The organism is Pseudomonas asplenii, assembly GCF_001293465.1.
Classification (GTDB): domain Bacteria; phylum Pseudomonadota; class Gammaproteobacteria; order Pseudomonadales; family Pseudomonadaceae; genus Aquipseudomonas; species Aquipseudomonas fuscovaginae_B.
Map to the genome: position 1 here is coordinate 26,045 of NZ_JSYZ01000054.1, position 22,502 is coordinate 48,546.

At 57.1% G+C, this 22,502-nt stretch carries 29 protein-coding genes; 23 read left to right on the top strand and 6 right to left on the bottom strand.

Going from position 1 to position 22,502, the window contains the following annotated elements; genetic code table 11:
- Positions 1–24 precede the first annotated feature (24 nt).
- From PF66_RS31365 to PF66_RS31400, 8 genes are all read left to right on the top strand, one after another.
- Entirely contained in the window at positions 25–360 is a 336-nt protein-coding gene (locus PF66_RS31365; RefSeq protein ID WP_054064865.1) for a hypothetical protein, read from the top strand.
- A gap of 1 nt (position 361) precedes the next feature.
- The gene (locus PF66_RS31370) at positions 362–856 is read left to right on the top strand and encodes a DnaT-like ssDNA-binding protein (protein WP_054064866.1); all 495 of its coding nucleotides are present in this window, start codon (positions 362–364) and stop codon (positions 854–856) included.
- Positions 856–1,245 (top strand): hypothetical protein, encoded by a 390-nt coding sequence (locus PF66_RS31375; protein ID WP_054064867.1) that lies wholly within the window; start codon positions 856–858, stop codon positions 1,243–1,245. The genes PF66_RS31370 and PF66_RS31375 overlap by 1 nt, the downstream gene beginning before the upstream one ends.
- A complete protein-coding gene (locus tag PF66_RS31380; RefSeq protein WP_054064868.1) occupies positions 1,242–1,877 on the top strand; it encodes a hypothetical protein in 636 nt (211 codons plus the stop codon). Before PF66_RS31375 ends, PF66_RS31380 begins: the two co-directional genes overlap by 4 nt.
- Entirely contained in the window at positions 1,874–2,293 is a 420-nt protein-coding gene (locus tag PF66_RS31385; RefSeq protein ID WP_054064869.1) for a phage tail terminator-like protein, read from the top strand. Before PF66_RS31380 ends, PF66_RS31385 begins: the two co-directional genes overlap by 4 nt.
- Before the next feature lie 71 nt (positions 2,294–2,364).
- Positions 2,365–3,015, top strand: coding sequence for a phage tail protein (locus PF66_RS31390; protein WP_054064870.1), 651 nt, complete (start codon positions 2,365–2,367; stop codon positions 3,013–3,015).
- Between the two features lie 3 nt (positions 3,016–3,018).
- The gene (locus tag PF66_RS31395; RefSeq protein ID WP_054064871.1) at positions 3,019–3,399 is read left to right on the top strand and encodes a phage tail assembly chaperone; all 381 of its coding nucleotides are present in this window, start codon (positions 3,019–3,021) and stop codon (positions 3,397–3,399) included.
- Between the two features lie 47 nt (positions 3,400–3,446).
- Positions 3,447–3,710, top strand: a complete 264-nt coding sequence (locus PF66_RS31400; RefSeq protein WP_054064872.1) for a DUF1799 domain-containing protein — start codon at positions 3,447–3,449, stop codon at positions 3,708–3,710.
- 5 nt (positions 3,711–3,715) lie between these two features.
- Here PF66_RS31400 and PF66_RS31405 read toward each other — a convergent pair whose 3' ends face one another.
- Positions 3,716–4,267: a hypothetical protein gene (locus PF66_RS31405; RefSeq protein ID WP_054064873.1), complete on the bottom strand. Its 552-nt coding sequence runs from the start codon at positions 4,265–4,267 to the stop codon at positions 3,716–3,718.
- Positions 4,268–4,358: 91 nt separating this feature from the next.
- Positions 4,359–4,562 (bottom strand): hypothetical protein, encoded by a 204-nt coding sequence (locus PF66_RS31410; protein WP_152973137.1) that lies wholly within the window; start codon positions 4,560–4,562, stop codon positions 4,359–4,361.
- Positions 4,563–4,801: 239 nt separating this feature from the next.
- On the opposite strand from PF66_RS31410, the gene PF66_RS31415 reads away from it, so the two are divergent.
- Positions 4,802–4,981 (top strand): hypothetical protein, encoded by a 180-nt coding sequence (locus PF66_RS31415; protein WP_054064875.1) that lies wholly within the window; start codon positions 4,802–4,804, stop codon positions 4,979–4,981.
- Positions 4,982–5,383: 402 nt separating this feature from the next.
- Here the strand turns inward: PF66_RS31415 and PF66_RS31420 are convergent, their stop codons facing one another.
- On the bottom strand, positions 5,384–5,671 hold the full coding sequence (locus PF66_RS31420) for a hypothetical protein (RefSeq protein ID WP_054064876.1): 288 nt from the start codon (positions 5,669–5,671) through the stop codon (positions 5,384–5,386).
- Between the two features lie 172 nt (positions 5,672–5,843).
- Positions 5,844–6,365 (bottom strand): helix-turn-helix domain-containing protein, encoded by a 522-nt coding sequence (locus PF66_RS31430; protein WP_054064878.1) that lies wholly within the window; start codon positions 6,363–6,365, stop codon positions 5,844–5,846.
- Positions 6,366–6,475: 110 nt separating this feature from the next.
- On the opposite strand from PF66_RS31430, the gene PF66_RS32545 reads away from it, so the two are divergent.
- On the top strand, positions 6,476–6,643 hold the full coding sequence (locus tag PF66_RS32545; RefSeq protein WP_081009967.1) for an Arc family DNA-binding protein: 168 nt from the start codon (positions 6,476–6,478) through the stop codon (positions 6,641–6,643).
- 23 nt (positions 6,644–6,666) lie between these two features.
- Here the strand turns inward: PF66_RS32545 and PF66_RS31435 are convergent, their stop codons facing one another.
- Entirely contained in the window at positions 6,667–7,128 is a 462-nt protein-coding gene (locus PF66_RS31435; RefSeq protein WP_081009968.1) for an Arc family DNA-binding protein, read from the bottom strand.
- Positions 7,129–7,248: 120 nt separating this feature from the next.
- Here PF66_RS31435 and PF66_RS33105 point away from each other — a divergent pair, with 120 nt between their 5' ends.
- From PF66_RS33105 to PF66_RS31475, 10 genes are all read left to right on the top strand, one after another.
- Positions 7,249–7,425, top strand: coding sequence for a hypothetical protein (locus PF66_RS33105; RefSeq protein ID WP_160320682.1), 177 nt, complete (start codon positions 7,249–7,251; stop codon positions 7,423–7,425).
- Entirely contained in the window at positions 7,386–8,378 is a 993-nt protein-coding gene (locus tag PF66_RS33630; protein WP_193394251.1) for a phage antirepressor N-terminal domain-containing protein, read from the top strand. Before PF66_RS33105 ends, PF66_RS33630 begins: the two co-directional genes overlap by 40 nt.
- Entirely contained in the window at positions 8,375–9,103 is a 729-nt protein-coding gene (locus PF66_RS31445) for a phage antirepressor N-terminal domain-containing protein (RefSeq protein WP_054064880.1), read from the top strand. Before PF66_RS33630 ends, PF66_RS31445 begins: the two co-directional genes overlap by 4 nt.
- 113 nt (positions 9,104–9,216) lie before the next feature.
- Entirely contained in the window at positions 9,217–10,113 is an 897-nt protein-coding gene (locus tag PF66_RS32965) for a hypothetical protein (RefSeq protein WP_152973139.1), read from the top strand.
- 91 nt (positions 10,114–10,204) lie between these two features.
- A complete protein-coding gene (locus PF66_RS31450) occupies positions 10,205–13,555 on the top strand; it encodes a phage tail tape measure protein (RefSeq protein WP_054064881.1) in 3,351 nt (1,116 codons plus the stop codon).
- Positions 13,556–13,596: 41 nt separating this feature from the next.
- Positions 13,597–13,932 (top strand): phage tail protein, encoded by a 336-nt coding sequence (locus PF66_RS31455; RefSeq protein ID WP_054064882.1) that lies wholly within the window; start codon positions 13,597–13,599, stop codon positions 13,930–13,932.
- On the top strand, positions 13,929–15,692 hold the full coding sequence (locus PF66_RS31460) for a hypothetical protein (protein ID WP_054064883.1): 1,764 nt from the start codon (positions 13,929–13,931) through the stop codon (positions 15,690–15,692). Before PF66_RS31455 ends, PF66_RS31460 begins: the two co-directional genes overlap by 4 nt.
- Positions 15,689–16,063: a hypothetical protein gene (locus tag PF66_RS31465; RefSeq protein WP_054064884.1), complete on the top strand. Its 375-nt coding sequence runs from the start codon at positions 15,689–15,691 to the stop codon at positions 16,061–16,063. Before PF66_RS31460 ends, PF66_RS31465 begins: the two co-directional genes overlap by 4 nt.
- Positions 16,064–16,085: 22 nt before the next feature.
- A complete protein-coding gene (locus PF66_RS31470) occupies positions 16,086–16,772 on the top strand; it encodes a phage minor tail protein L (protein ID WP_054064885.1) in 687 nt (228 codons plus the stop codon).
- Between the two features lie 3 nt (positions 16,773–16,775).
- On the top strand, positions 16,776–17,552 hold the full coding sequence (locus PF66_RS31475; protein ID WP_054064886.1) for a C40 family peptidase: 777 nt from the start codon (positions 16,776–16,778) through the stop codon (positions 17,550–17,552).
- On the opposite strand, the gene PF66_RS31480 is transcribed toward PF66_RS31475, so the two are convergent.
- On the bottom strand, positions 17,553–18,098 hold the full coding sequence (locus tag PF66_RS31480) for a hypothetical protein (RefSeq protein ID WP_054064887.1): 546 nt from the start codon (positions 18,096–18,098) through the stop codon (positions 17,553–17,555).
- A gap of 136 nt (positions 18,099–18,234) precedes the next feature.
- Between PF66_RS31480 and bamE the strand changes: the two genes are divergently transcribed.
- The 3 genes from bamE to PF66_RS31495 all read left to right on the top strand — a co-directional run bounded on the left by bamE (position 18,235) and on the right by PF66_RS31495 (position 22,413).
- Entirely contained in the window at positions 18,235–18,522 is a 288-nt protein-coding gene (gene bamE, locus PF66_RS31485; RefSeq protein WP_054064888.1) for an outer membrane protein assembly factor BamE domain-containing protein, read from the top strand.
- A 155-nt stretch (positions 18,523–18,677) separates the two neighbouring features.
- Entirely contained in the window at positions 18,678–19,256 is a 579-nt protein-coding gene (locus PF66_RS31490; RefSeq protein WP_054064889.1) for a tail assembly protein, read from the top strand.
- A 61-nt stretch (positions 19,257–19,317) separates the two neighbouring features.
- A complete protein-coding gene (locus tag PF66_RS31495; RefSeq protein ID WP_054064890.1) occupies positions 19,318–22,413 on the top strand; it encodes a host specificity protein J in 3,096 nt (1,031 codons plus the stop codon).
- Positions 22,414–22,502: the final 89 nt, after the last annotated feature.

The following is a 22,502-nucleotide window of genomic DNA, read 5'->3' on the forward strand; positions in this document are numbered from 1 at the left end:
CTGCGTTGTTTCTGGAGAATGACAATGGCTGGACTGACGAAAGAACAGAAGGCGGCAAAGGCGCTGCTGGCCAAGGCTATCGAGCTCAGTGGCTTGAGTACGGAGGCTTTTGAAGCCCTGGGCGAGCTGGAGCGTGCCGACTGGAGCAAAAGCGCGCAGGACGCGATTGATCTGGCGGCTGCAGACGCTCAACGCATTATGGATGAAACTGCAGCGGCGAAGCCGAAAGGTAAGCCTGACGCAGAAGGCGATGAGCCGGATTACACCGGCTTGGTGAAGGTTGAGCAGGGCGGGGAGGAGCTGCACGTTCATCCTTCTTGCTTGGATGACCACAAGCGACTCGGCTGGAAAGAGGTCTGATATGGCTTTGGTGATTGAGAACGGCAAGGTGGTGCCAGGCGCCGACAGCTTCGCAACGGCAGCCGAACTGGTCACCTATGCCACGAACTTCGGAAAGGTCATTCCAGTGGACGAAGTAGCGCAGGAATCCCTGCTGCGTCGCGCGGCCTTGCAAATGGATGCGATGCCATGGAAGGGCAAGCCTGTGAACCGTGATCAGGCGCTGGCCTGGCCTCGGGTTGAGGTCAAGCGTCAGGGGTGGGTGCTGCGCTCCGACGAAATCCCGCCGCAGATCAAGGCCGGCCAGATGGCCTTGGCCGCCGAAATCCATGCCGATGATCTGATCGCACCCGAAACCAAAACCGGGGCCGTTGTTTCCGAAACGGTTGGGCCGATCAGCACCACGTTTGCTGTCGCCAGCACGTCGGTGAGCAAGCCGGCGGCAACCCGGCAGTCGTATGCCCAGTTCGCTGGATTGCTGGAGTCCTCAAGTCAGGTCAGCCTGGTACGCAGCTAATGACAGATATCTATGATCGGGCCAAGGCGAGCGCCGCACGGGTGTTGGCGCCGCGCTCAAGGGGCGGCAAGGGGTTAGAGCTCTCTTTGATTCGGGTAACGACCGGCGAGTACGACCCTGGGATCGGTGGCAGCACTGTTACAACTGAGCAGTTCGACGGCTCAGGGCTTCGCCAAAACTATCGCCTACAGGACATCGACGGCGCCCTGATCAAACAGGGCGACGTCAAGATCCTGATCTCCCCAGTGCTACTGAATGGCGTAGACATGCCCCAGCCGGTGACGCTGGACAAGATCACCTTCGACGGCGAAACCTACACGGTTCAGCACGTTGATCCCTGGGACTACGCCGGCGTAGCCGTCGGCTTCAGTGTGCAGGCCCGAAAATGAGCTTCAGCCTGGACATCAGGGAGTTCGCCGAAAAAACCAAGGGGAACATCGAGGAAATCGTTAAAAAGGTCTCGATTGACCTGCTTAGCTCTGTTGTCGATCGCTCTCCCGTAGGCAATCCGGAGCTTTGGGCGGCCAACCTGGCCTATCGCGAAAAGAACACTCGTGCCGCAGATGATTACGACTTCAAGGTCGGAGTGCGTAACACAATCATCAATCTGACCGAGTCGAATTTTACTAAGTCTGGACGGCTGAGGAGGGGTGTGAAGTACGCCAAGCCTTTGACCAAGGCTGAGCGTATCCAGAACTTCGACGTCAACGGACTGGTCGCTGGAAAGGACTATGTAGGTGGGCGTTTCAGAGGGAACTGGCAGGTTTCTTTCGATACAGCAATCACTGGCGCCATTGATCGTGTCGACCCTGGAGGGAATGCGACAAGGGATGCAGGTGCAGCCCTTATTCAGACCTTCACCATTGGCAAGGGGACGATTTGGATCATGAACAATCTTCCGTATGGACCAAGACTTGAATACGAGGCTTGGTCCAACCAGGCTCCCGCGGGAATGGTGCGTATTTCCGTTACGGAGTTCCAAGCTTTCGTCAATCGAGCAGTAGCAGGGCTGGAAAAATGAGCGATACCCTGATCAGGGCAGCATTCGAGACTCGGCTTGCGAGTTGGGCGAGCACACGGTCACCTGTGCTGCCGGTTGCATACGAGGATGTGTCATTCGAGCCTCCGAGCGACGGCTCTGCTTATCTCAAGGCGTTTTTGATGCCTGCCAGCACCGGCAGCGAGGATCTCGCCGGCGCTCATAGTGTCTTCCTGGGAGTGTTTCAGGTAAGCATCGTTACTCAGGCGGGGCAGGGCCGGGGCATTGCATCCCGAATCGCCGATGAGCTGCGTGAGTTGTTCCCAAACAATCTCGGCCTGCAGTCGGGGGGCTTGACTGTATATGTCCGGACGCCTCTCGCGACAGCCCCGTCATTGGCGGGCGATACCACCACCACGTTACCTACATCGTTTCAGTACCGCGCAGACACCATTTAACCCGCCCATTGGGCAGCCCATGAACCCCGCCGAGTGCGGGGTTTGTCATTTCTGAGAAGAGGAACAACCCAATGGCTTTCAACCTACCCAATGGTTCGATCATGGAGATCGCAGCCACTATCAGTGCCGCCAAGACTGTAACAGCCATCAGCAATGCCAAGCCCGCAGTCGCGACTGCTGCGGCACACGGACTTGCCGAAGGCGACATCATTGTCGTCTCATCCGGTTGGACCCGCCTGAACGACAAGGTGGTGCGTGTGGCTGACATCCAGAGCGGCAGTTTTGCGCTGGAAGGTATCGACACCACCAAGACCACTGTTTACACCCCCGATGCCGGTGCTGGATCGGTTCGAGAGGTTACTGGTTGGGCGCAGATCAGCCAGATCACCGAAGTCGCCTCCAGCGGCGGTGAACAGCAGTTCGCAACTTTCGGCTTCCTGGAGGAAGACGAGGATCGCCAGTTGCCGACCACCAAGTCGCCTACCAGCATGACCATCACCGTGGCTGACGACCCATTGCTGCCGTACGTGCCGCTGTGCGAGACTGCTGACGAGGACCGTTCCCCGCGCGTTGTGAGACTCACCCTGCCGAATGGCTCGGCCATCTACTACAACGCTTATGTGTCGATCACTTCGACCCCGACGTTGTCCCGAAACAACATCATGACCCGGGTCATTACGCTGTCGCTAGCCTCGCGCCCGACTCGCTACCAGGCGGTGTAAACCATGGCCAAGTTCAAACTGATTCAGAAGCCCACCTTCAAGGCTCCGGTGATGATCGGGCGCGCCGGCTATGATGCCGAGAAGGTCGTGTTCGAGTTCAAGTACCTGGATCGAACTGCTTTGGCCGATCTGTATACCAACTGGAACGAGCGGCACGAAGATCTGAGCAAGCAGATCGGTGAAATGGACCTGAAGGCCTTCACCGCGGCTCAGATCGACCTGCAGGCCGATCAACTGTTGGCGGTGGTTGTCGGGTGGGACATTGAAGAAAAGTTCACGCCTGAAAACGTGCGCATTCTCGTCAATTCGATAAGTTCGGCGCCGAAAGCGGTGCTTGATGCCTACGCCGAAGCCTTCAACGAGGCTCGCCAGGGAAACTCCTAAGCGCTGCCCGCGTACTATACGAGCCGAAACCGTCAGATGCAGAGTTGATGGCGTTCGGCTTGTCGCGCCTGGATGTTCCCGATAAGGAACTCGGCATTTGGCCTGACAACTGGGACTCGCTGAGAGTTTTCGAGGCCTTGAGCACCCAGTGGCGAACAGGCGCGTTCGGCGCAACAGGCCTGGACTACACCGCAATACCTGCCACCGCCTCGATGCTCGGCATCAAGCGCAGTGAGCTCCCCGATATTTTTCCCGATATCCGCATCATGGAAATCGAGGCCCTGGCCGTGATGGCCGAGGCGACTGGGTAGCGCGCTTATGCGGAAGCGCTTTTTTTCTCATTGAAATCAAACGTGCAAAGGAAGTTATGGACCCATGAAATCAGTGATTTATGATCCTGAGCGGTCTGAGCGCGAGGGTAAATCGTTATCAGATATTGCGGCTCTTTTCCACGGAAGGAAAATGCCCGATATGCCCATTCCACATTACCTCGAAGTGCACCCGCCAAGCCGGGGTAAGCCGCGCAGTGCTCCTGATTCCAGTCGAGCCACCGCGAATAGATCGACTTGATCTTTTCCTCGTTACGCGCAATGAGAGCGTCACGTGGAGTGAACTCAACATAGGTGTAGTAGCGCCCGTCGGCGTCTCCCGAAATGCATCCTAGCGTCATAAATGCCCGGCCTGGCTTGTTCATGGAGATCAGCAGATCCCGTAAACCATTCTCCTCCGTTGCTTCATGGATGAGCTCGATCTGTTCCGGATTAGCAACGAGATCGATACCGCCATTATTCCGGTCCCCGTTCACGGAAAGCTCTACTGGGCGAAATGGCCATACCGAATAACCGTCTGAATCGATATCTTTTTTCATGTGTTGCAAGACCTCCTAGGTCATCGTGCCCCAGTCCTTGGGCTTGCAGGCGAAGGACTGGGGAATCCTTGCGTTAAGCCGACCCAGATATCTAGATGGCAATGCCGCTAGCAAAATTCTCGATCAGTTGTGAGAACTCTGTGTCCGCAGTGGTATTTTGAATAGTGAAAGCGAAGGTCGTTTTGTCTTTCTCGGAGTAATGGATGTTCAGCATCACTTCGTTAACATTATATTGAACGCCATACTGAATGGCCTTCTCGCTCTTGAAACCCTTGTGGGACTTGATGTAGTTCACGAGCTGTAGCTCATGCTCACGCTTTATACGCATTTTATTGATTACCTGTGATAGACATGCCAGGCGGTTGCCTGGTGGCTGAAGGCTACTACTCTTGACTATGCTCCCTCTACTGTCATTCCATCCATGCTGGATGCCCAGCCAGGGTCGACTTTAGTCGACGTTGATAGGCAACACATGAGGCGCTAGATTCGTCTCGGCGATTGAGCCAATGCTCAATGCCAAACAAGGAAGAAATAATGGTTAACAAGGTAAAAGACGAGGCCGAGCTGCAGGCGTGGGATCAATATGCTGCCGCAGCCATTGCCACGGCTTACAACTCTGTGCACGGTCGCGACGCGCGTGACTTCGTATTGAAAGCTACGCAAAGAGCTGCGGAAATTGCAGATGCGCTGATTGAAGAGCGCCGTAAGCGGTAAAGATATGTGACTTAGAGCCCAGCCCGTGCTGGGCTTTTTGCTTCTGCTAAAAACTCGCGTTTAGTCAGGTGTCATTATTCGAGCTACTTCGCACAGACTAAATAAGTAGTTCGCCAGGGCTTCAGGCTCTAGATCGATTTGGTCAGCCACCATCTCCAGTCGACAGCAATCCCACTCTGAAATGGCTGGGTACGAAGAGAGAAGTAGGGTGCAGACTCGGTTGCTGTCAACTCCAGTGTCTTCGAAGGCGGCATGAATAGCCATCCGTGCCCCGAATAGATCGTCGGGGTCGCGACGTCCATCGCTTGCGGCTTGGCGCAGCAAGCCGGCTCGTTCCTGAGCTGATTTTGGCATCCGTTGATCCTTGCGGATAAAAAGCCTAGCGTTTGGCCGGGCTAGGGTTTACTCGTAAGCAGACTCGAGCGTGTTCATTTCGCCGTAGGCCCACACTCGATGTGCTTCTGCTGTGTGTCCGTTAGTTTCGTCAAAGCCGAGGGCTGCGGCAGCGTGCCAGCGCACACCGAAGGCTTTCTCCTTGGCATAACCGTTGAGCTGTTCATCGTTATCGAGGTCCTGCACCAGGCCTTGAATGGCGGCGAATAGGGCTGCGCGCTCAAAAATGGTTTTCGCGTTCTTGATTTCGTCGACAAGCTCTCGAAGGGCTTCGACGCGGGCTTTGATGTGGCTCATCGCTCGCTCCAGTAGATGAAGGTCACCTGGACCTTGGCGTCCTTGACCTTGTCTCCGTCGAGAATCCGGAGCGCGTGACGTGGTGGATTCACGCTCACGGACACCAGGTTTTCCTCAGTTATACCGAATTCGGAAGCTCGTTCGTTGAACTCTTGCAGGATTTCGTCAACGCTCAGTCCGATAACTTCGTGGCTTCGCAGCTTTCGCATTCTTCTACCTTGATGTCTGAGTCAGATGGGCTTGTTGGGGGAGTTTTTCCGTTTTTCGCCTTGCGGTTTTCTTCAATGTGCCGCTTTAGACCTTCAGCGAATTCTGGACTGCTCTTGATCATCTGCAGGCCCCAGAGCAGCGTATCCGACACGATGTCGCCCAACGGCTTGCCAGTTTTCTCGGCAGCCTTTTGCAGCAGTTCAAAGGCAGATCGGTCGATGGTCAGGGGCATGCTCTCGCCGCCAGGTTCCTCTAGGACGATTGTGACAGTTTTTGTCTCAGGAGGCTGGCCCAGCAGTTCATCAACGCTGACGCCCAGAGCGTCAGCGAGTTTTCCCAGAACGGTCTTCCGCGGGCTGGCTTGGCCAGCTTCGTATCGCGAGATCTGAGAAGGAGAGACGCCGCTCGCGTCCCCCAACTCCTGCTGAGTGAGATTTTTTGAGCCGCGCAGGCGAATGAGATTGTTCGCGAATTCAGTGGTCATGGGTGCCCCTTCTATTACGCTAGGGTAATACAAACTCACGAAAAGCAAAAATGCGTTTGACAAAGTCAACAAACGCACTAAACTCACAAAACGCAAACAAGGAGGCGTGTATGAAACCCGAAAAAATCACTACGGCCGTGCGGATGCTGTGCGAAATGCGCCAGAAGCTGGAGGAGAGCGCCTATCAGAACGGTCGAACCTTGAGCGGCGAAATCGTGTTCCGCCTGCGCAAGTCACTGGAGCAGGAGATGCAGAATGAGCAAAAGCAGCGAGCATAAAAACAGCGCTGGCCAGGCTCGGATTATTCCTTTGGGAACCTCTTGCGAGGTTTCGGCCCATTCGACGATGAGGTATTACCGACAAGTACATCAAGCGCCTGGATGGCTTCGTATGCCCGGCGAATTGCCTCGCTGACACCTGGTTGCTCTGTCTCATTTTTTCCAAGTGATGCCATCAGCTTCTCTTTAGAGATACGAGTCGTCATAGGCACAGTGTCGATGTCTGTCTGCTTATCGTCATCGCTGTGTTGGCTGATAGTCACCTCAACAGCTAGACCCTTTTCCCGGCCCATCTCAATCAGGAGGTCGGTGAGTTCGCCCATGCCCATTTGCTTCGAGTCCCGCGGGGCAAAGCTTTCCTCGAGGCGGGAAATAATTTCTGCGTGCAGTGAGCGGGAGCCTTGTCTTGCACTGTCATCCAATCGCTGACGAAGCTCATTCGGCATGCGTACCGGGTAGGGAGATATTGCGTGTCGATCGCTCATGACGGACCCAAATTTTGTATTGCAGGAAGTATGCGAAATGAATCAAAAAGACTCAATGAGTCCACTTGACTCTATTTTTACGTGAGTTAATATGAGTCCACAAACAGCAAGGAGCGTCACATGAAAGACGCGCACAAGGTAGCGCCATACAGCTTGAGGATTGCAGAGCACCTGAAGGGGAAGGCGAGGGAGGAGGCGGCGACTAATCGGCGCAGCCTCAACGCAGAGCTTGAGCTGTTGATTGAGGAGGGGTTCAAGTGGCGGGAAATGCAGCAGGCGAAGCAGGCGGTAGCCTGAAACGAAGAAGCCCCGACGAGGTGAGAGTCGTCAGGGCTTCGGAAAACGAGATCAACTTCGAGGAAGAAATCGTCATGGGCGATACTAGCACAGCTGTAGCGAAATCCAATGTCATCCCGTTCCGTTCGACCAAGCTGTTACTCGTTGAGCGCGACGGACAGCCTTTCGTTCCAATGAAACCAGTAGTAGAGGGGATGGGGCTGGCTTGGCAAACCCAGCACCGCAAGCTGATGGCTGGGCGCTTTGCTTCAGTTATCACCATGATGGTGACAACTGGATTTGATGGTAAGCAGTACGAAATGGCGTGCTTGCCATTGAAAAAGCTTCCGGGCTGGCTGATGTCGATTCACGCGAGCAAGGTCCGGCCTGATCTTCGCGAGAACGTGTTGGTCTATCAGGACGAGTGCGACGACGCGTTGTGGGCTTACTGGAACGAAGGTCATGCCGTGAACCATCGCGGACCAGGGCAGGCGATGACCGTCCTCGGGCAAACCATTGGCACCGATGGATTTCACATGCTGGGAGCGGTAGTGAAGGGGAAGGTGTCGAGCCTGCCAGCTCAAATTCAGCGTCGGGCCACCGCGAAAATCTGGTCGCAGACTCATGCAGCTTTTGGCGTTCGGTCGGCGGCAGATATTCCGGCCGATCAGCTTGACGCTGCGCGGAACTTCATCGCGGCCTATGCCGTTCTTGAGGGTGAGTTCATGCCGAAGGAGCAGGGCAAGTCTGTTGAGATTCCGTCCGATCTATCGGAAACCCAGCGCTACCTGGTGTTCATCGACGGCTTCGGCAAGCGCCAGGTTCAGCCCGTTCCATTAGATGCATGCGTGATGTCGCCTACCCAGTTCCTGGCTGCTGTCACTGGATCGAATGGAATTCATGTCTCGCCGGCGGCGCTGTTCGATTTTGCCCTGGCGGCGATGGGGAAGGTGAAGTGGAGGGTGGCGGCATGAGCGCTTTGATGACGGTTCCATTCCATGGCGTTGATCTGTACTTGGTTGAGCGCGACGGTCAGCCATTTGTTCCGATGAAGCCAATGGTTGAGGGGATGGGTATCGACTGGAAGAGCCAGCATCGCAAATTGACTGCCAATCAACGCCGCTGGGGGATGGTCATCATGACCACCCCTTCCGCTGGCGGCGAACAAGAAGCTGTCTGCATACCCCTTCGCAAACTACCAGGCTGGCTCTCGACACTTGAGCCGAACCGGGTAAAAAGCGAGGCTGCTCGGCAGAAGATCGAAGAATTTCAAGACGAGTGCGACGACGCGCTCTGGCAGTACTGGAACGACGGACATGCCGTGAATCCTCGATCTCAGTTGCCAGCAGCAAATGATTCTGCCGTTGAATTCGGTAAGCTGGCGCTGGAGAACCTGCCGAATCTTGGCGAAACGAGCAAGCAGGCCTTGCTCAGCCATATTTCGGAGATCGCATTCGGTCAGCGCTTGATTCCATTGCCGAAGGTCGAAGAGAGCCTGAAGTTGGCGGGTGAGGTTGGCGAGATGTTCGGAGTCAGTGCGCAGAAAATCGGCAGGCTCGCGAATCAGCACGGCCTAAAGACTGATGAGTACGGTGAGTACCGCCTCGACAAGTCAAAGTACAGCGACCGCCAGTGCGAAACCTTCTTCTATAACCGTGCAGCGGTAGAGCGATTCCGGGAAATCCTCGGGCAACGCTAAGCGTCCAGCCAAGGAGGGCATCCCTCGTACCCGAAGAACCCCGCCCATGCGGGGCTTTCGTGTTGCTTTCTCGTTGATGATAAAGTCCCGCAGTATTTCAACGAGGGAACGATATGAAAATGTTCGTAGGGGCGTTGGCTGCTGGGTTGTTATTAAGCTTGGTTCCGCTTGCCTCAAACGCAGACTGGGCCAAAACGCCCCTTAGAGATGAGATGAGAGCCATTGAATCGCTGATGTACAGCCAGGAATCCTCGCCTATTTTAGGTCAAGGCCCGAAGCTGACTCTTAGTGTTTTCGATAAAAATGACGGTTTTCCGGCTGTCATGCTGAGCATCGAAACGGGAGTGGTCGATGGTTGTCCGGAGCAAGGATTGCAGACGTGTGATCTCCAGGCTCGCTTTGACAACGGGGAGGTGCGAGGGCTTTCTTTTGCGACGCGGGACGGGAAACGCCTGACACCAACAAACTCTGGAGCATTCTCCGGCGCGGTAATAGCATCAAAGATCCTGTACATAGAACTCCCTATTGGAGGGTCAATCGCTCAATATCGATACGAACTTCGAGGGCTTGAAGCCAAATACATAGCGGAACCCTCTATATCGTTCATGGGATTCGAGCTTGGAGGATCTTATCCGGAGCAGAAGCCGAATATGGAGGCCTCGGGTGGCGAAGATGGCCATACATGTTATTCCGGGAAAAATATCCAGAATGTATTTTCAGGGGTCAGTGTTTCGAAAGTGACACTGTGCTTCTATAATGATGTTTTTTATCAGGCGTTTATTGTTCCGGGTAGCAAGCAGGCTTACGCGGTAGGCTTTTCATATCTTTCTAAAAAATTTGGGAAGGTTGATCCAGATGGAGTCTACCCATCTTGGCCGGCTGACACAGGAAAACTAATCAGGAAAAACGTACGCAGCGCGTCTTACTTGTCCGTCGGGAAAAATAAATATGACGATGCATTTATAATAACTGATGAAGCATTGAGCCTGAGGGTCCCAAAATCTCAATGATCTAATAGATGTAGATAGCCGCCGTATGGCGGCTTTTTTTTGCCCATAAAACATCGGATTGAAGGTATCTTGATCCACTTGGGAAAAGCAGATGAGCACAAATTTCGCATCCTTAGGCATTTCTGTTGAATCGTCGCAGGCAGTGAAGGCCGCTGGCGACCTGGATAAACTGGTCGACTCGGCAGAGGGCGCCCAGAGGGCAATTGACGATCTGGGCAAAACCGGTGAGGGCCTGGCCAACACTGGCAAGAGAATTACCCAGGCAGAGAGCGAAATAGCTCAGAGCGTCGACAAATCTACTGCCGCGATGGATCGTAGGTCTGAGGCGAGCCGCAAAGCATCTGGCAGTGCTGCAGCTGAAATCAATCTTATCAGCCAGCTTGATCGAGCAATGACTGGCAATATCACTAGCATGGAATCTTTGATTCAAGCTGAGGGATTGCTCGAGCGAGCCAAGAAAGGCGGCCTGGTAACAATTGAGGACCAGGTCAGGTATCAGGATCAGTTGGGAAAGGCCCATGACAGGCTTGAAAAAGCTGAGGCCAAAGAGCTCGCGCAGAAGCAGCGCTTGATTGAGGCCGAGGGCCGACGGATCGAAGCGCTGAAGCGCATCGTGGATGGAATCGACCCTTTAACCTCCAAACTGGCAAAGCTCGAAGAGCGCGAGCGAGCCCTAAACGAGCTTCATAAGCTCGGCGAGACTGACGTAAACCGCTACAACGAAGCATTGGCGAAGATCGGCAAGGATCGCGCTGGACTGACCGCGACGGAGACCGCGTTCGATAAGTTGAAGCTAGGCACTCGCCAAGCCCAAGAGAACGTGATGCAACTCGCCAATGCCCTGCAATCGGGTGACCTGGGGAGTGGGGCTCGTGCCATCGTCCAGTTAGGTGCTGGAGCGGGCGCTTCGGCGAAGAGCATGGCGGGACTGCTCATACCGTCCAGCTTGCTTGTTGCGGCCCTTGGATCACTCGCGTACGCATATCTCGATGCCATGAAGCAGGCGCGTGAGTTTAACGCCGCAATTAACGGCGGCACGAACGGAGCGGGGCAGACAATAGCCAGCCTGAAGGACATGGCCGACGGCGCTGGTCTCGTTACCGGGAATCTGTCTGGTGCGCGGGAGGCTGTTGTGTCGCTCGCTTCTGGAGTGGCTACCAGCGGCATGCAGATGCGCAATCTGGCTGAAGCCGCAGCAGCGATCAGCGAGGTCACAGGGCAGGGCGCCGGAGAACTCGCAAAATCGTTCGCCACTGCCGGCGACACAGCGACGGAGGCAGCAGGCAAGATCAGCAGTCAGTATGGATTGCTCACCCTTGAGCAGTACCAGGTTATCAAAGGGCTTGATGATCAGGGCGAAAGCCAGCGTGCCTTGGATACGCTTAGTGAAGATCTGAATCAGGCAGCTCTCGTTCGGCTGAAGTCCTACCGTGAGTCGCTTTCGGATTTAGAGCGCGATTGGGACAAAATCAAGAACTCCATCAAGGGTGCCTACGCCGAAGTTCGGTCGGAGATTTTCCCGGACCTGGCCAAGCAGATCGAGATTACCCAGCGTGTACTGGACACCCGCAAAGGAGGCGGCGTTGCCGGCGCAATATCCAATGGACTCAGCTCACTGAACACTGCGCTTGGCTTGGGCACCGGTGAGCACGACGATTCAACTGAAGCGCTGGAAAAAAAGCTGACGGAATTGAAGTCTCGACTTGCAGCGAGCAGCGCCCAGACGGAAGCAACTGGTGAGGTTACTGACGCCAACCAAAAGGCGATCAAGGCTCAGCGAGAGCTAGATGCGCAACTTGATAACGTAAATCCGCTCAACAAGCGTAAAGTCGGGCTGGAAAAGCTCAACAATCAGTTCAAAGCGCTATATGAAAACGCGGAGAAAACAGGGCAAAAATCTCCATTACTTGATGGCGTGAACTACGACGGCAAAAAGTTTTCGGGAGGTGCTTACGATACGCTGCTCAAGGGGCTTCAGGAAAAAAATAAAGACCCGAAAACAGCCGCGATCCAAGTTGACCTGACCGCCTTCAACACCGCCAAGAACAACCTGTCCGACATTGTCAATGACTACCGAAACGCCCAGAAGGAGCTGGAGGCCAAGCAGAAGGCCGGCGTGGTGGATTTGTCGGCTTACGCTAAGCAGCGCTCGGCCCTGATCAATCAGGAAAAGGACGATGTGACTGCCGCGTACCAGGCTGAGATTGATGCCCTGGAAGCGGCAAAGGCTAAAAAGACCACGACAGCAGCCCAGAGCATCCAGCTTGATCAGAAAATTGCCGATGCACGGCAGGGGATGGTCAAGGCTCAAAAGGATGCCGATAGCCAACTGACGGTCATCGCGACGAACGAGAAGGGTCGGCTGGAGCAGATGACGGCGGCCTCAGAGGCATACGTCAACCAACTGGAGCGTCAGCGTGCAGCGCTCGCTGCCTCAGGTCTCCGTGCGGCCACTGGATTGGGTCTTGGTGATCGCCAGGCCTCGCTGCAGGCCAGCCTTGATGCAGCCACGGACAAGTTCAACGACGAGCGTGCGAAGCTGCTGGATCGCCGTAAGACGGCACCCGACAAGTACAGCCAAGAAGACTACCTGCGTGACTTGGCCAGCCTGGAGGATGCTGAGCGCAAGTACCGCGATACGGTTGTCGACAATTACAACCAAATGTCCGTCGCCCAAGGCGATTGGCGCAGTGGCGCTTCATCGGCTTTCCAGAATTACCTGGAGAGTGCACGGGACGTTGCTGGCCAGACCAAATCGCTTTTCGGGAACGCTTTCTCCTCGATGGAGGATGCGATCGTGAACTTCGCCATGACCGGGAAGGCTTCCTTCGGGGACTTCGCGAAATCGGTGATTGCCGACATGGTGCGTATCGAGGCCAGGAAGGCGGCGTCGTCTGGGCTGAGTGCTCTGTTCGGCTTTGCCTCTACGGCGCTTGGCTCGTACTTCGGGGGTGGCGCCAATGGACTAGCCGCCGGCTCGGCAGGGGCAACATCGTCGAGCCTTGGCGCCTCGGCCGCCGGCTATTCCTCAGCCTACTTCCAAGCCAATGGCGGCGCCTGGTCCAACGGCGTGCAGTTGTTCGCCGACGGCGGTGCATTCACTAACAGCATCGTCAGCAAGCCAACAGCATTCGGTATGGCCAACGGAAAGCTTGGGGTGATGGGTGAGGCAGGGGATGAGGCAATTATGCCGCTCACACGTACTATCGGCGGTGCTCTTGGCGTGCGCGCTGTTGGTGGAGGGGGCGCATCCAGCAGTAACCAGGTGATCATCCAGCAGAACTTCTCTGTGCCAGACGGCCAGGGAAGCCCCAGTGATGCAGACAGCCAGGCTCTTGCTCAGGCCTATGCCAAGTCAGCCAAGCAGGGTGCCCAGGAGCAGATTGCCAAGGATCTCCGGCCAGGTGGCCAGATATACATGGCCATCAGAGGGCGTAGGTAATTTATCGCACCCGCTTCGGCGGGTTTCTTTTTGGAGTCAACATGGCCGAGACATTCACTTGGGGCCCTGAACGAAACACAACCCCGACCATTTCGTTTCGCACGAAGTCGGCCAAGTTTGGCGATGGATATGAGCAGCGGGCCGCCGACGGTATCAACAACCGCACGCAGTCCTGGCCACTGAAGTTCACTGGTACGAAAAAGCGAATCGAGGAAATTATGGACTTCCTCGATCGGCATGCCGGCCACAAGGCCTTCTATTGGAAAAACCCCTTTGGCGAAACGGTGCTCTATCGCTGTGACCAGTATCAGCCGCAGCCTATGAGCGGTACCACGTACTCGCTAACCGCCACCTTCGATCAGGCATTTCACCCATGACTATCAATCCGATCAACATCGGCTCGGCGCCAAACGACGGCACCGGCCAGGACCTGCGGTCGGGCGGCCAGATCATCAACGACAACTTCGCCGAGCTGGATACCCGCACTGCGGCTGCCCAGGCGAAGGCCGAGCAGGGTGTTTCCGACGCGGCCGCCGCCCAGGCAACCGCAGATGCGGCGAAAGCCAAGGCAGATGCGGCGGTGCCCAGTGCTGCCCTGGGCGTCTCTGTCGCGCAACTGGTCAACGGCACTGTGCCGGCCGGCCAACTCCCGAGCTACGTCGACGACGTGCTCGAGTACCCGACCCTGGACGATTTCCCGGCTACCGGCGAGACCGGGAAGATCTACATCGCGATCAACGGCGGCGACAGCCCGACGAACCCGACCCGGCAGTATCGCTGGAGCGGTACTGCATTCGTGCTGATCCCGGCATCACCAGGTTCGACCGATCAGGTGCCGGAGGGCACAACCAATCTGTACTTCACCGCTGCTCGGGTTCGCTCGACGCTGCTCGCCGGCCTGGGCGCTGCTGTCAATGCCGCGATCCTCGCGAGCGACACGATCATGCAGGCCTTCGCCAAGCTGCAGGGCCAGCTCAATGCAAAGCTGGGCATAGGCGACACTGCGGCCGACTCTGCGAAGCTGAACGGACAGGCTGCGTCGTTCTACACCGCACCGATGGTGGGAGCCACATCTTCAGCGGCTGGCACCAAGGGCCTGGTTCCTGCCCCGGCGGCAGGTGATCAGGACAAGTTTCTAGGGGGCGACGGAACCTACAAGGTTGCCGGTGGCGCAGGCATGCCAGTGGGCACTCTGTACGTGCACATGGGGCCAGCCGACAAGATTCCGGCCGGTATGCTGCCATTGAACGGTCAGTTTGTGGATCGCGGTACCTGGCCGCAACTGTGGGCCAAGTACAACAGCGGCGAGCTGTTGATGACCACGGAAGCCAACTGGTCGGCCGATCCGCTCATTCGCGGCCAGGCGACGCCGGGAAACGGAACCAACACATTCCGTTTGCCTGACCTGAACGGCGTACAGCCTGGAAGCATTGGCGGCGTGTTCGTTCGAGGATCGAACTCGGGTGCACCTGGTCCTGGCTACATGCGAATGGACCAGTTCCAGGGCTTCCGCATGGGCATTTGGGCGGCTACTGGCGGTGCTGGAAGCGGCTCCTTCAACATCACAAATGGTTACGCAACCGCCGCTGTTAGTGGCCAGGCCCAGGCCGAGGCGCGAAATTTCATCACTGACGGCACTAACGGAACTCCGCGAGTTGGGACTGAGACACGCCCGAAAGAGGTTACCTACACCTGGTGCATCGTCGGGGCGACAACCACGAGCAACCCAGGCACTGTCGATGTGACCGCGCTGGCGACTCAGGTCAATGCGCAGCAAGCGCAGCTGGAGACCATCGACTTCACAGTCATCTACCCCAATGGTGGAAGCGAGGCTTCCCCTGCACTGACAGCGGCCGGGTCCAGGTACACAAACCCCAGCCCATGGCCAGGGAAGAGGATCATCTGCGAGGCGCAATTGCTGTACAACGGCAACTGGGTCGCCTCTGGTTGGTGGACAACAACAGGAACGGCCATCGGAACCAGAGCCGCACAGAACGCTGACACTGTGATTACGGCTGTCGGTATTGGAGGTTGCATGATCGGCTATCAGTACGGCGGCGGCTCTTCGGATTACAACGCCGGCGGCACGTCAGCAAACTTGCCGGTGCGCGTCCGGTGCTGGAAGGTGAAAGGATGAAGGTCTTCGGCAGAGTCGACAGCTTCGAAATGTGGGTTGATGAAACCGGCATGGAATGCCCGGAGGGTTGGATCGAAATGTCCAGCCAACGGCCGGACGGTCCGGACTCTCTGGATTTCACAGCCCGGCCAGACGGCACCTGGGCGATCACGCCGGCCACCTTGAAAGCCAAGGCCGCCGGCGTTGAGCTAGAGTGGCAGCAGGTGGAGATGGCCGTGATTGCCAACCAGTTGCTGGCACTCGAGGAGGAGGCGCCGGACGCCTTGCCGGGCAGCCGAAAAGACTGGTTGCAATACCGAACGAGGGTTCGCCTGTGGCATGAGTCGCCCGACTTTCCCACGCAAGAACAACGCCCCGTCCGACCTTCCTGAACCCATCTCACAAGAAACCAATATGGCAATCACAGCAGATATCCAGACCCTGGAGCCTGGCGCGTGGGTGGAGCTTTTCGAGCTCGACGCCACGATGCTGGGCGCCGAGCTTTACCGTTTCCATGGCTACCCGCAGCAGTCGTCGATCTGGTGGCAGGGCAACGAGTACTCGCCCTGGCCCATCAAGGCCGAAGGCTTCGAGATGACGGGGCAGGGCAGCCAGCCCACACCAACCCTCTCTGTCGGTAACGTCGGCGGCTTCATCACCGCCCTGGTGCTGTACTTCGATGACCTGGTGGGCGCCAAGCTGGTCAGGCACCGCACGCTTGGTAAGTATCTCGACGACCAGCCCGAGGCCGATCCCGAAGAAGAACTGCCGCCTGATATCTGGTACGTCGAGCGCAAGTCTGGCGAGGATCCAGGTGGTGTTGTGTCGTTCGAACTGGCTACCGCGCTGGACTTCCAGGGCGTGCAGCTTCCCCGCCGACAGATCGTGGCTAATGTCTGCTGGTGGCTGAGCTGCGGCGGGTACCGCGGGCCTTATTGCGGCTACAACGGGCCGCCGGTCGCCGACGAGAACGACGTGATAGTCACCGACGCGGCCAAGGACAAGTGCGGCGGCCGGCTGAACAGTTGCAAGCTGCGCTTCGGCGCGAACAACCCGCTTCCCTACGGCAGCTTCCCGGCCGCAGGCCTGATCAGGACCTGACCTATGAACAAATCGACCCGCGCCGCGATCGAGCGGCACGCTATCGCAGAATACCCGCGGGAGTGCTGCGGCCTGGTGATCAGGGAAGGCCGCCGGGAGGTCTACGTCGAATGCAGGAACACAGCGTCGTCGCCGAGCGAGCACTTCCGCATGGCGCCGGAGGACTACGCCGCCGCCGAGGACCGTGGCCATGTGCTGGCGGTGGTGCACAGCCACCCCGACTTCCCTGCAACGCCGAGCGAAGCCGATCGGGTGTCGTGCGAGGCATCAGGCCTGCCCTGGCACATCCTCGAAGTCCGGAAGGGCGACAACGAACAGGTGCTGGCCGGCGAGCTGGTGAGCTTTTCCCCCGAGGGCTACGAGTCTCCCCTGATCGGCCGGAAGTTTGCTCACGGCGTGCACGACTGCCTGAGCATCATTCTCGACTTCTACCGGCGTGAAATGGGCGTGGACCTCGGCAACTACCAGCGTGAAGACGGCTGGTGGAATCAAGGCGGCAACCTGTACCTGGAGAATCTGCCGGCGGCCGGCTTCGAAAAGGTTTCGACACTGCGGCACGGCGACATCGTGCTGATGCAGATCCGGTCCCCGGTGCCGAATCACGCCGGGGTATACCTGGCCGATGGCGTGCTGAAGACCGAACCGCATCACTTCCCCGCGCCCGGCTCGATCCTGCACCACCTGTACGGGCGCAACAGCAAGCGCGACACCTACGGCGGCTACTGGCAGGAGGTCACGGTCAGCTACTGGCGGTACCGGGATGCGCTGTCAATTGGTTGATTACTCTGGAAGCGAATATGCTGGGCACTCCTGAAACTCCCGAAGGAAAAGGTGGAAGAACTCAAGAAGCTGACGATGAGTCGATTCATCCGGCGCTCGATGGTAAGCGGTTATCAGATGTTGCGGCTCACTTCGTCGGAGTGAAAAAGTACGATACGCCAATACCACGTTTGCCAGAATCTGTTCGGCGTAGTCTGGGTATTTTGACTTGACCCACTCTTCCCATGCATCACCAAGGGCGTGGATAGCTCTCACGTCACGCGCCCGTGACTGGTCGCGATGTGTAAGCTCCAGGTACGAAAAATAGGCTTCCCCGTCAATGCCGGAGGCGCAGCCGAGCGACATGAATTTGCCGCCGGGATTGTTCAGTTCGATGAGTAGAGGGCGAAGGCCGTTTTCTTCTGTCGCTTCATGAATTATCGATATCTGCTCGGGGTTTTCGATTAAATCGACTGCGCCATTGTTGTGGTCTCCGTCATCCCGAAGCTGAGGTATGTAAGGCCAGTTCTGAAAGTTTTCTGAGTCGAAGTCCTTCTTCATTGGCATGTGCTCGTCCTTGGCTGTACGTGGAGGTCAAAGGCTACTATCGTCGAACGGCTCAACGTTACTGGCATTGCGTCCACGCTGGATGCCCAGCCAGTCGCGGGCTACAGTCGACACTTCAATGAACAAGGAGGTGGTCATGCGGAGTTCAATTTTTTTGGCTGCAGTAGCTCTGGCGCTGACTCTTTCCGGATGTGCTGGGACAAGCTTTTCCTATGATGATGCCAGAAGGGTCCAGGTAGGTATGACTGAGGAGCAGGTGACTCAGATCATGGGGCCGCCGTACTCAGTCGTCTCACGCCCTGACGGTCAAATGTGGATTTGGAGTCACGCGAACGGTATGACGGGTGCGAGCAGAGTGGTTTCTTTCCGTTTAATGGATGGCAAGGTCGTTGAAGTACCGACCATTCCGGCGAGCTTCAAGTAACCAATCAGGGACCGATATGCGAATCTTGATTGCGGTTCTTTACATTCTGGCAATAACCAACCCAAGGCGCGTCGAAAGTCATGGCTGACTGCGCCAGGTGACATCGCCAATATTTTCAACCGCCTACGGGCGGTTTTTTATTACCCGGAGGAAGCATGAGTGAGAGCTCAGAAAAGATGCAGACAGTCCTACTGTCTGGGTCGCTTGCAAGAACGTTTGGCCGACGCCATCGAATGACGACGTCCGGCGGATTCAGGGACATCATGGGCTATTTTCGGCAGTTCCCTGGGTTCGAGAAGCATATGGCCGAGAGTTCCCGGAAAGGGATGCGATACGCGATCTTCAACGGAAAAGAGAACATCGGTGAGGATGACCTTGGAAAGCCCACTGGCCATGATGTGGTTCGTATTGTGCCGGTTATCTCTGGGTCGAAGCGCGCAGGTCTTCTGCAGACAATCATTGGCGTGGTGCTGATCGCGGTGTCATTTATTCCGGGGTTTCAAGGGCTTGCCCCAGTTGGTATTTCGCTCGCTTTGGGCGGGGTGGTTCAGATGCTGAGTCCGCAGGCAAAAGGCCTGGGCACGCAGGACAGCCCAAATAACCGGCCGAGCTACAGCTTCAACGGCGCCGTGAATACGAGCGTCCAGGGCAACCCGGTACCGCTCGGCTACGGCAAGATGATTGTCGGTAGCGCTGTGATCAGCGCCGGTATCTATGCCGAGAACCAGATGTAACTGTCCTCGTCACCTACCCAGGCCCGCCTCGAGCGGGCTTTTTTTCGTCTGAAGGAAAGTCATGATCGAAATTCCATTCATCGCCGGCAGCAAAGGTGGCGAGTCAAAGCCGCGCCCGGCGGTTGAAGCTCCCGACAACCTGCAGAGCATCGCATATGCACGCATTCTCGACTTGGTGAGCGAAGGTGAGATCCGTGGGCTGGTGAACGGCATGCAGTCTGTCTTCCTCGACGAGACGCCGCTCGCCAATGCCGACGGAACGCTCAACTTCAGCGGTGTCACCCTTGACACGCGCTACGGCAGCCAGGACCAGGAACATATCGCAGGCTTCCCGGCTGTAGAAAGCGAGATCGGCGTGAGTGTCGAACTTCGCTATGGCCAGCCGTGGACTAGAGCAGTCACCAATCTGCAGTTGTCTGCCGTCCGCATCCGGCTTTCTACGCCACGCTTGGCGCAGACAAACTCAAGCAACGGTGACACGAACGGGTATTCGGTTTCGTATCGTATCGAGGTGTCGACGGACAATGGGCCGTTTGTGACCGTGCTGTCTGCGGCGTTCAGCGGCAAGACCACCACCAAGTACGAGCGCTCCCATCGGATCGACCTACCAGAGGCGAGCAGTGGCTGGCAGGTGCGCGTCACCCGGCTGACCCCAAACAGTACTTCGGGCCTGATCGCGGATACGACGAACATCGATGCGATCACAGAGATCATCGACGCCAAGATGCGCTATCCAGGGTCGGCGATCATCGGCCTGCAGTTCGACGCATCGCAGTTCCAATCGATTCCAACACGCGCGTTTGAGCTGTACCTGCGGATAATCCGCGTCCCCAGCAACTACGATCCCGACACAAGGACGTACAGCGGCGTGTGGGATGGCTCCTTCAAGACCGCATGGACCGACAACCCGGCGTGGATCTTCTACGACCTGCTGCTGCATTTTCGCTATGGCCTTGGTCATCTGCTTAATGCCGCCCAGGTGGACAAGTGGGAGCTGTACCGGATCGGTCAGTACTGCGATCAGCCGGTACCGGACGGGAAGGGCGGCACCGAGCCGCGGTTCACCTGCAACCTGTTCTTGCAGACCCGGGCAAATGCCCTCGACGTGCTGCAGGACCTGGCCACCACCTTCCGCGGCATGAGCTATTGGGCCGCCGGCTCGGTCATGGCTGTCGCCGATATCCCAGAGGATCCGGCATACACGTACTCAAACGCGAACGTGATCGACGGCAAGTTCGCCTATACCGGGTCGGCGAAGAAGACCCGCTACACCGTGGCACTGGTGAGCTGGAACGACCCGGCGGATTTCTACAGGCCGAAAGTCGAGTATGTCGACGACCAGGCCGGCATCGCGCGGTACGGCATCCAGCAGACGGAAATGACTGCCACCGGGTGCACCTCCCAGGCGCAGGCCCAGCGCATCGGCAAATGGGCACTGCTGACCAACCGCCTGGAAACCGAGAGCGTTTCTTTCTCGGTGGGCCTGGATGGGGCAATGGCCCGCCCTGGGCAGATCATCCGGATCGCTGACAACGACCGTGCCGGCCGGAGGATCGGCGGTCGCCTGCGCTCTGCGACGCTCGACACGCTGATCCTCGATGCCGATGTGACGGCGTACCCTGGCGACACTATCACGCTGATCATGCCCACCGGGAAGGCCGTCTCCCGCAAGATCAAGTCCTCCGGCTACCCGCTGACATGGGACCAGAACGGTATCAAGTGGGACAACGGTACCGTGACCCTGGACACCACTGGGTTCCCGTCAGAGGTTCAGCAGGTTGTTCTTGCTGAAGAACTCGACGAGCTACCGCCAACCCACTCTATGTGGGCGATCGACTCGACTACCCTGGCCACCCAGCTTTTCCGTGTCATGTCGGTTGCCGAGGATTTCTCAGATTCGGAGATCAAGTTCACGATCACGGGCGTGAAGCACAGCCCGAGCAAGTATGACGCGATCGACAACGGCACGCGGATCGAGCGGCCACCAGTGACCGTCATCCCGCCTAGCGTTCAGCCACCACCGGCAAACGTCGAGGTCAGTAATGACCACTTCGTCGACCAAGGCAGCGCCGTCAGCGTGATGACGATCACCTGGGAGAAGCCCGAGGCGGCCATTGCCTATGAGGTGTACTGGCGCAAGAACGATGGTGATTGGATATTCGCGGGCCGCACCGGCACGACGTCTATCGACGTCAGCGGGATCTACGCAGGCCGGTACGTAGCGAAGGTTCGGGCGATCAACTCGCTCGACATCGGGTCTGTGTTCGCGACGTCGGCCGAGACCGCGCTGAACGGCAAGACGACGCCTCCGCCTGTGCCGTCTTCGTTCACTGCGGAGTCGATCGTCTTCGGCATCAAGCTGAAATGGGGTATCCCCGCCGGGCTGAGCACGGCGGACCTGCAGCGCACTGAGATCTGGTACAGCAAGACAAATAACATCAGCGAGGCGATCAAGTTTGGCGACTATGCATACCCGCAGACCGATCTGACGATCATGGGTCTGGCCGCCGGCGTGCGGTTCTTTTTCTGGGCGCGCTTGGTTGACCGAATCGGTAACGTCGGCGCCTTCTACGGTCCAGTCACCGGCCAATCGTCGGCGGATGCCGGGCCGATCCTCGACTATCTGAACGACCAGATTACCGAGACCCAGCTCAGCCAGCACCTGCTGGAGAAGATTGAGTCTGGTGGGGGAGCCCAGGTCGAGGTCGAAGCGCTGAAGACCGAATTGGCTGCGATGTACAGCATCAAGACCCAGCTCACCGTCGACGGCAAGCCATATCTCGCAGGCATCGGTGTTGGCGTTGAAAACGATGACGGGATCATAACGAGCCAGGTTCTGATCGCGGCCAGCCGCTTTGCGATCATCGACCCGAACACGACCGATGTCTTCTACCCGTTCGTTGTGGAAGGGGACAAGGCGTACATCAAGTCGGCATTCATCGAGGACGGCTCGATCACGATGCTGAAGATCGGGCAGTACCTGCAATCGGATGACTATATCCAAGGCACGCAAGGTTGGCGCCTGGACAAGGCTGGAAACATCGAGTTCAACGGGCCTACTCCTGGTGGAGGCCGTCTGACAATGACAAACCGGGCAGTGAAGGTATACGACGCTGCAGGTGTAAAACGGGTTCAACTTGGAGACCTCAGTGCATGAGCCATGGGCTAAGGATATGGGGTGCTGACGGAAGCTTGTTATTTGATACCGGAACAATTACATGGAGAATTGTTTTGTCTGAGATTGTG